This window comes from Parvibaculum sp. (genome assembly GCF_040882025.1).
Classification (GTDB): Bacteria; Pseudomonadota; Alphaproteobacteria; order Parvibaculales; family Parvibaculaceae; genus Parvibaculum.
On record NZ_JBBECC010000005.1, the window covers coordinates 1 to 9,097 of the forward strand.

The 9,097-nt window shown below is 66.0% G+C and carries 7 protein-coding genes; all 7 read left to right on the forward strand.

Annotation, left to right across the window (positions count from 1 at the left end):
- Positions 1 to 1,276: GNVR domain-containing protein (locus WEB61_RS00385; RefSeq protein WP_368062344.1), on the forward strand; the 1,276-nt coding region annotated here is incomplete at its 5' end.
- Positions 1,277 to 2,521 (forward strand): glycosyltransferase family 4 protein, encoded by a 1,245-nt coding sequence (locus WEB61_RS00390; protein ID WP_368062345.1) that lies wholly within the window; start codon positions 1,277 to 1,279, stop codon positions 2,519 to 2,521.
- Positions 2,511 to 3,809, forward strand: a complete 1,299-nt coding sequence (locus WEB61_RS00395; RefSeq protein WP_368062346.1) for a glycosyltransferase — start codon at positions 2,511 to 2,513, stop codon at positions 3,807 to 3,809. Before WEB61_RS00390 ends, WEB61_RS00395 begins: the two co-directional genes overlap by 11 nt.
- A gap of 64 nt (positions 3,810 to 3,873) precedes the next feature.
- Positions 3,874 to 5,337 carry an undecaprenyl-phosphate glucose phosphotransferase gene (locus tag WEB61_RS00400; RefSeq protein ID WP_368062347.1) on the forward strand — a complete coding sequence of 488 codons (1,464 nt, stop codon included), beginning with the start codon at positions 3,874 to 3,876 and terminating at the stop codon, positions 5,335 to 5,337.
- A 31-nt stretch (positions 5,338 to 5,368) separates the two neighbouring features.
- The gene (locus WEB61_RS00405) at positions 5,369 to 6,586 is read left to right on the forward strand and encodes a glycosyltransferase (RefSeq protein ID WP_368062348.1); all 1,218 of its coding nucleotides are present in this window, start codon (positions 5,369 to 5,371) and stop codon (positions 6,584 to 6,586) included.
- Positions 6,570 to 7,934, forward strand: coding sequence for a hypothetical protein (locus WEB61_RS00410; protein WP_368062349.1), 1,365 nt, complete (start codon positions 6,570 to 6,572; stop codon positions 7,932 to 7,934). Before WEB61_RS00405 ends, WEB61_RS00410 begins: the two co-directional genes overlap by 17 nt.
- A partial coding sequence (locus tag WEB61_RS00415; protein WP_368062350.1) for a glycosyltransferase family 4 protein occupies positions 7,915 to 9,097 on the forward strand: 1,183 nt, incomplete at its 3' end. The genes WEB61_RS00410 and WEB61_RS00415, both read left to right, overlap by 20 nt.

Genomic DNA, 9,097 nt, shown 5'->3' on the forward strand with positions numbered 1-9,097 from the left:
GGAAGAAAAGGAAGCGGATATCCAGCGGGAAGCGGCGGAGCTGTCGGCCACCTACGGCTCGATGCATCCCCGCATGGAGAACATCAAGGCGCAGCAGCGCGACACACGGGCGAAAATCCAGACCGAGATCGGCAAGATCGTCAGCAGCGTGCGCAACGCCGCACTCACGGCGGATGCCCGCTACCAGGCGCTCAACGCGCGTCTGGAAAGCGCCAAATCGGAAGTCAGCCAGTCGAATGTCGATTCGGTGGATCTGCGCCAGCTCCAGCGCGAAGCGGAAGCAAGCCAGGCGCTGCTTGCGAACTTCCTTGAGCGCTACAAGAGAAGCACCGCCCAGGAAACCTACCAGCAGACCAATGCCTGGATCATATCGCCGGCCATCGCGCCGCTGCGGCCGAGCTTTCCGCCGACCGCGCCCATTCTCGCGGGCGCCCTGCTCGCCGGCCTTCTCATCGGCGCGCTGCTGGTTCTGTTCATCGAAATGCTCGACCGCACCTTCCGCACCGGCGACGACGTCGCCAAAACGACGGGCCTGCCGAGCCTCGCCCTGATACCGACATTCAAAAAATCCGAATTGACGGGCAATCACACGCACGATCCGACATCGCCCTTCAGCGAGGCCATACACAAGCTTCACATGCGCCTGCTGTTTTCCCATGACGGCGAATCGCCAAGGGTCACGATGTTCACCTCCGCGGCGCCCGACGAAGGAAAAACGCATATCAGCGTATCGCTGGCGCGCCGTCTTGCCCATGTCGGCCGGCGCGTCATCATCGTCGATGGCGACCTTCGCCGGCCCTCGGTGCATGCCCTTCTGGGCGCGCGCAACGGCGCCGGGCTGATCGATCTCCTGAACGGCAAGGCGACACCGGATGAAACCGTCTACCGGGACCCGGCTTCGGGTGTCCACGCGATCTTTGCCGGCCGGGTCAGGAAAGGCGAAAACCACCTGCCGGACGTCTCGCGTCTGCGCATGCTGCTCTCCTCGCTGGCCAAGCACTACGACACCGTCATTCTCGACGCGCCGCCCATTCTCGCCGGCGCCGAGGTGATCCATTACAGCCGGCTTGTCGACACGACCGTTTTCGTCGTGCGCTGGGGCCGGACCAAGAAGGAGGTCGTGCTCGACGGGTTGCACCAGCTTGTATCGGCCGATGCCCGGATCGCCGGTGTCGCCCTGTCGCAGGTCAACCCCAAGAAATACAAGCGCTACGCCGCGGTGAGCCTCCACTACCGATATCCGCCGCGGCACGGGCTGGCGGGAGGGCTGAGCTAGATGAAAGCCGCCCCGTCAGCCGCCTCCGCGCTGCTCGTGACACAATATTATCGTCCGGAGCTGATCGGCTCGGCGCCCTTTTGCGGCGATGTGGCCGAATGGCTTCGCCGTCACGGCGTTCCCGTCGAAGTGCTCACATCGAGACCGCATTACCCGGGAAACGAGGTCTTTGCCGATTACCGGTCGGGCGAGAGGGACCTGGAAATCCTGAATAATGTCCCGGTGACGCGGCTGCCGACGCGCGCACCCAGGAACGGCGGCGCCGTTCAGCGCATCGCGTCGGCCGGCTACTTCCTGGCACAGGGACTGAAGACGATCGCGCAGGGCGGCGTCGCGCGGCGGGAGATCGTCGTCTCGCTGTCGCCCTCCATCCTCGCGGTCATACTGGGCAATTTCGCACGCGCCCGAAACGGCCGCCATATCGTGATCGTCCACGATATCGAATCGGGGCTCGCGCAAGGTCTCGGCATCGCGGGCGGCAGGTTCATTCTCGGCCTGTTGCGAAAGATCGAAGGCATCGCACTCAACCGGGCCGATCTGATTCTCGTTCTCTCGGAAGAAATGAAGGCGCAGCTCGAAGCGCGCGGCGTCCGGCGTCCGATCGGGTCCCTGCCGATCTGGATCGACACCGAACGCATCCGCCCCCTGCCCGCGCCGCAAGGACAACCGCTCACCCTGCTCTATAGCGGCAATTTCGGACGCAAGCAGTCGCTTCATCAGGTGCTGGCGCTGGCGGGCATCCTGAAACGTTCCGACCCCGATATCCGCCTCGTGCTGCGCGGCGACGGCCGTGAGGCGGAAGCGCTGACCGGCTGCGTGAAGGAAGCAGCGCTCGACAACATCCAATTCAGTCCCCTCGTGCCGCCGGAGCGCCTCAACGAAGCGCTGGCCGAGGGCGACATTCATCTGGTGCCGCAGGATCCGCAGGGCGCCGACTTCGCCGTGCCGTCGAAGATTTTCTGCATCATGGCGGCCGGCCGGCCCTTTGTGGCGACCGCCGTGCCCGGCAGCCAGATATGGCGCCTGCAGGCGGAGTCGGAAGCATTTTTCTGCGTGCCGCCCGACCAACCGGAAGTCTTTGCGGCGGCCGTGCGGCAACTGGCGGCGGATGAAACCTTGCGGGCAGAGCTCGGCGCGCGCGGGCGCGCCTATGTCGAGGCCCATCACACAAAGGCGAAAATCCTGCGCGACTTCATGATGGCCGCCACGGGGTCCGAACCGGGACCGATTGCCGATGAAGCATGAGGCGCGTCCGGACCTGCTGATCTTCGAACCGGATCCGCGCGGTCACGCAACCGAGTGGCTGCAGCATCTTCTGCGCCATGCCGCTGCCGGACCCGCGCCGGTCCGGCTTTTGCTGGCGGTTCCCTCTCCGCTGGCGCAGACGCTTTCCGCCTGGATGAACGAGACCGGCATCGGCAATGCCGGGCTCCGTGTGCTGTCGGCGCGCGAATATGCGCTTTGCATGCATCCCCGGCTTGCCGTGAGCGGGCTTGCCCGGTGGTGGACGATGCGGCGGCATCTGGCACGCAGCGGCGCGGCGCGCGGCCTCTTCCTCGGCATCGATCATCTGTCATTGCCGCTCGCGGCGGGCCTGCGTTTCGGCGGCCGGCGCGTCTCCGGCATCCTGTTTCGCCCCTCGGTGCATTACGCGCCCGCCGACACGCCGCGGCAGAGCCGGCGCGAAAAGCTGCGCGACTTGCGCAAGGCACTTCTCTATCGCCTGATGCTGCGCAATCCCGCCGTCGAAACCGTCTTTTCGCTCGATCCCTATTTTCCCGCCTATGGCGCGACGCATTATGGACGCGGCGACAAGCTCCGCGCGCTTCCCGACCCCGCCTTTCCCCTGTCGCCGGACGACAAATCCGCGACCGCGCAAAGTCCGTTTCCGCCCGGCCGCGTCGCCTTCCTTCTTTTCGGTGTCCTCACCGAACGAAAGGGACTGCTCGTCCTTCTGGACGCGCTGAAGCGCCTCGCGCCGGATGTCGCGCTGCGGACGGCCGTGCTGATCGCCGGGAAAATCGACCCGGGCCTTCAGTCCGCCGCCGCCGAACGCCGGGCGGCGTTGAATCGCGAGAAGCCGGAATTGTGGCTGCGCATCGACGACCGGCATCACACAAACGACGAGCTTTCGCTGCTGACGCAATCCTGCGACGTCGCGCTGGCGCCCTATCAGCGCTTTGTCGGCTCGAGCGGTATCGTGATCCGCGCCGCGAATGCCGGAAAACCGGTCATCACGCAAAATTACGGATTGCTGCACCGGCTGGTGCGCGATTACGGGCTTGGAACGGCCTGCGAGACGACGGATGCGGACGCTCTGGCCGCCGCGCTCGCCGGGACGGTCCGCCTCGGTCCCGACCGGCTTTGCGACCCGGCGGGCGTTGCCCGCTTTCTGGCGGGGCGAACGCCCGAGGATTTCGCCGCGCGGCTGATCGGCCCCCTCCTTTCCGCCGCCACCGCCGCGCGCGCGCCGCGCGAGGCGCGCGGCCCCGAAACGCCGGCCATGGATTGGTCACGTTCGCGCCCCTCATGATCACACCCTTTGCGCATCTGCCATGGGAAACAGGGTTCATCGATAAATACACAGGGAGAGCCGCATGAAAGGGCTCGCCTCGTCGTTAAAAACCGAATCCCGGGCGGCAAGCGAGAGCCGGGGACTGAAGCCGGTTTCGGAATCGATCGTTTGCGGGCTCACCGCGGCGATCGAGACGATAGCGATCGTCGCCGCGAGCGCGCTTGCCTATTCGATATGGCTGGTGCGCGCGCCGGGCGTGGTCTGGACCGACTATATTTTCGTCACGCTGTTCGGCGCGCTTGTCGCCGCCAATCTCTTTCATGTCGCCCATGCCTATCGCTTCGAGGTGCTGACGCATTCGGGCGAAAGCCTCAAACGGATGACGGCCGCCTGGTCGAGCGTGGCGCTGGCGCTTGTCGCCATCAGCTTTTTCACCAAATCGTCGGAAGACTATTCGCGCACCTGGTCGGTGCTGTGGTTTGCGAGCGCATGGACGGCGCTGGCCGTCATCCGCGTCACGCTCTATCTCAAATGCCAGACCTGGATCCGGGAAGGACGCCTGACCCGCAGCGTCGCCATTGTCGGCGACGGCGCCGTCGTTCACCGGCTTCTCGACCATCTGAGATCCAGAAGCGAGAGCGGCGTGCGCGTTGTCGGCGTCTTCAACGACACCGCGGAACATGGCGGCAACGGCAAGCGCCCACCGGCGCGCGATCTCGGCGCGCTGGTGCAGCTCGTCCGCCGGCAGCCCGTCGACACGATCATCATCGCCCTGCCGCCGACGGAAGAAGTGCGCGTTCTGAACGTCATCGACAGGCTGAAGTTCCTTCCGGTCGATATCCGGTTGTGCCCGGGCCCGGTCAGCTTTCATCTCGAACGGGCCGGGGTGAGCCATCTCGCGCATCTGCCGCTGCTCAACGTTCTCGACAAGCCGCTGACCGACTGGCAATCGGTGGCCAAGAAAATCGAGGACCGGCTGCTCTCCGTTCTGATCCTGCTGGCGATCGCGCCGGTTTTTCCCGCCATTGCGGCGCTGATCAAGCTGGACAGCCCGGGGCCGGTTCTCTTCCGGCAAAAGCGCTACGGCTTCAACAACCAGCTCATCGACGTCTACAAGTTCCGCACGATGCATCATGCCGCGCGGGACGAAAAGGCCGAGCAATTGACGCTGCGCAACGATCCGCGCGTGACGCGCGTCGGCGCCCTCCTCCGCAAGTTCAGCCTCGACGAGCTGCCGCAGTTTCTCAACGTGCTGCGCGGCGAAATGTCGATCGTCGGCCCGCGCCCGCATGCCATTTCCGCCAAGGCCGCCGGCACGCTTTACGACGAGGCCGTGCGCGACTACGCGGCGCGCCACCGCGTCAAGCCCGGCATCACCGGTTGGGCGCAGGTAAACGGCTGGCGCGGCGAAACCGAAACGCTCGAACAAATCCGCCAGCGCGTCGAACACGATCTTGCCTATATCGACAACTGGTCGCTGCGGCTCGACATCAAGATCATTTTCCGGACCGTGATCGGCGGCTTCACGGGCAAGAACGCCTTCTAGCGCGCGACCGCGCTTTGCGAGCGAGGAGCCTATGCAGTGTCTCTGGCTTACCTGGATCGACCCCTGGCCCGAACATGACGGCCAGCGCATCTATTCCGGCCGCCTGATCGAAGCGCTGGCCGCCGCCGGCGCCGAACTCGACGTTCTCTGCTTCGGACATGAAGGGTCGCGCCGCAAGGACGGCGACATCGAAGGCGGCGTGCGCTGGCATCTGGTGCCGCAGGAAAAACATCGCCCGTGGCGGAGCGTCTTTTCAAATCTCCCCCATGTCGCGCACCGCACGGCGGCGCCATGGATGCGCGAGCGGCTCCACGCATTGCTCGAAGCAAAAAGATGGGACCGCATCATATTCGACGGATTGTCGGCGGGCTGGGCGCTCGACCCCTGCCTTGCGCATTATGCCGCGCGGGCGGACCGGCCGCGGCTGGTGCACATTTCGCACAATCACGAGGAAAGCACGCGCGCGGCCGTGGCGCGGAACCATGCCGGCAATCCGCTGAGCCGGCGGATCATCCGGCGCGACGCGGAAAAAGCCGCCGCCCTCGAACGGCGTCTCGTCGACAGGGCCGATCTTGTGACCGCCATCACGCCGGAAGATGCGGCCGCCTATGCGGCGCGCGCGCGGCGGACGCCGGTTACGGTGCTGCAGCCCGGCTATGCCGGCCGCAAAACGGACAAACGCCGCATCGGACCCGAAACGCCGCGCCGCGTCGTGCTTGCCGGCAGCTTCGACTGGATCGCCAAGCAGATGAACCTGCGGGAGTTTCTCGCCGTCGCCGGTCCGCTTGCCGCCGCGCGCGGCGTCGAACTGCAGATCGTCGGCGGCGGGAACGAAACCTTCCTCGAGGAAATGCGGCAGAAATATCCGGCCGCCGACATCACCGGGCGCGTGGCCGACATCGCGCCCTATTTCGACCGGGCCCGCATCGCCATCGTGCCCGAGCGGAGCGGCGGCGGCTTCAAGCTGAAGGTGCTCGACTATGTTTTCAACCGCGTCCCGGTCGCCGCCCTGCGCGGCGCCGTCGCCGGCATGCCGCTCGCGCCCGGCAAGGGCATTCTGCTGTTCGACAATCACGAGACGCTCGCCCAGGGCGTTCTGACCGTTATCGACGATTTCGACCTTCTCAACAATCTGCAGGAGAGCGCCTGGGCCGCATGTGCGGACACGTTCAACTGGCGATGCCGGGGACAGGCGCTCTTCTCGGCAATCGCCGCACTTGAAAGTTTTCGCGATGACCGGGCGGCCTGACACGCTCGACAGCCTTCTCCTGATCGGCTTCCTGCTGGGCATTTATCTGAGCTGGAACCTGGAGTTGAGCGCCGGCGTGCCGGTGCCGGCCGCGCCCGCGGCGGCGGCGAGCGGCCTGCTGCTGCTCAGGCATGTGAACTGGATCGAGGCGCGCCATGCGACGGCGCTTGCCGCCGTTCTGCTTTGCTATCTGCTTTCGGTCTTCACCGCACCCGACTACGCCTTCCTGATGGATCGCCTGAAGGGGTTCGTTCAGGTCAGCTATTCGCTTGTCGCGGGTTACGGCTTCTATCTCGTCGCCATCCGTTACGAACGGCGGGTTCTGGCGCGCTTCTTTCTGGTGCTGTGCGCGCTCATCCTGATCGGCGCGGCGCTCGAGAATTATACCGGCTTCAGGGCCGTCAGCGACAATGTCCGGGCGCAGCTCTACAGCTTCGGCGTCTACGGCTCCGACAATCGCGACGAACTTCTCTATGGCATCATCCGGCCCAAACTGTTCACCTCGGAGCCCTCCTACGTCACTTTCGGCTTCTCGCTGTTCCTGTTCGGCTGGTACGGGCTGACGACATCGCGCTACCGGATTCCCGCAGCGCTCGCGATGCTGGGGCTCGCCTATGTCCTGATGCGCGGCCCGACGCTGCTGCTGATGCCGCTTCTGATCGCGCTCTACGAATTGCTGGTCGGCGTCCGCAAGCTTCATGCGGGCCGGATGGCGCACAGCCCCAAGCGGCTGGTCATCATGGCGCTGGTGTCGCTGGTGCTCGTGACCATCGGTTTGTGGGCAGGCTCGGTGCTTTACGCCGAGCGGCTGCAGGCGATTTTCGGCGGCGCCGACCCCAGCTTCTTCTATCGCGCGATCGGACCGGCGCTGGCCGCCTTCGACACGATCGCGCGTTATCCCTTCACGGGCGTCGGCATCACCGGCGAGGATTTCATCGGCGACCGCATCGTCGCGATCTATATCGGCTCGCCCGCCTTCTCCCCGGAATGGATGCTCGAGGACGAGGTCGCGCACATCCTGACCAATTATTTCTGGTCGCACTGGATCTATTTCGGGCTCGGCTGGGGCCTCGTTCTGGCTGCCGCCCTCAGCTATTTCCTCAGGACGCTGGGCGTGCCGAACGTCGCCTTCTGCTGGGCCGTGTGGGCCGTGTTCGGCCAATCGATGGGGGCCTATGTGTCGCCACGCACCTGGACCGTGATGTTCCTTGCCGTCGTCGTCGCGGTCGTCAACGAGCGCCAGGCGGTTCACGCAGGCGCCACGCGACGCGCGGCCCCGCGGCCCGGCGACCTCGTCGCCCGTTCCCCGTCAGCCCGAGGAGCAAGCCATGCGCGTGTTGCACCTTAGCACCTTCGACAGCGACGGCGGCGCGGCGCGCGGATCGCTGTGGCTGCATCAGGCCTTGCGCGCGCAAGGCGTCGACTCGCTGATGATGGTCGGCCGCAAGACCGACGACGACGCCTCGATCCTGCCGCTGCCGCATGCGACGGACCGGCTGGCCGCGCGGCTGCGCGGACGCCTCGATGCACTACCGCTGCGCCGCTACGACAAGACCGGCGACGCCTTCTGGACACTCGGCTGGGTGCCGGCGCGGATCGAGCATATCGTCGAAGAGATCGATCCCGATGTCGTGCATCTGCACTGGATCGGCGCGGGCTTTCTGCCGATCGACGCCCTGAAGCGCATCGGACGCCCGCTCGTCTGGACGCTGCGCGACATGTGGCCGCTGACCGGCGGCTGCCACTACACGGCCGGCTGCGAGCGCTACCGGGAAAGCTGCGGCGCCTGCCCGCAGCTCCGCTCGAGCCGCGAGGCCGATATCAGCCGCAGGATATGGGAACGGAAGAAACGGCACTGGGCCGATCTTGACCTCCATCTCGTGCCGATCAGCGGCTGGCTTGCCGATTGCGTACAAGCGAGCCCCCTGCTCCGCCACCATCCGCGCGAAATCATCCCGAACGGCCTCGATGCGGGCCGCTTTCATCCGAGCGAAAAGCGCATCGCGCGCCGCGCCTGGGATCTGCCGGACGACAGGCGGATCGTCCTTTACGGCGCGATCAACGCGACGCGGGATCGCCGGAAGGGCTTTCCCGAACTGCTGGCGGCCCTCGGCCGCCTGAGCGAAACGGAGAACGCACGCGACACGCTGCTGGTCGTGTTCGGCGATCTCGAACCCGACGACATGCCCGATCTCGGCATCGAAACGCGCTATGTCGGCTATGTCGGCGACGACGCGCGGCTGGCGCTGCTTTATTCCTGCGCCGACGTCGCCGTCATGCCGTCGCTGCAGGAAGCCTTCGGCAAGACGCTGATCGAGGCGATGGCCTGCGCGACGCCGGTGGTCGCCTTTGCGAGCGGCGGCCCGCTCGACATCGTCGATCACCGCCGAACGGGCTATCTGGCGAAGCCCTTTTGCCCGGACGATCTTGCCGCCGGCATCGCCTGGTGCCTCGAGGAATGGGCGCGCGGCGGCGATCCGGGCGCCGCGGCGCGCCCCCCCGGCGAGGCCC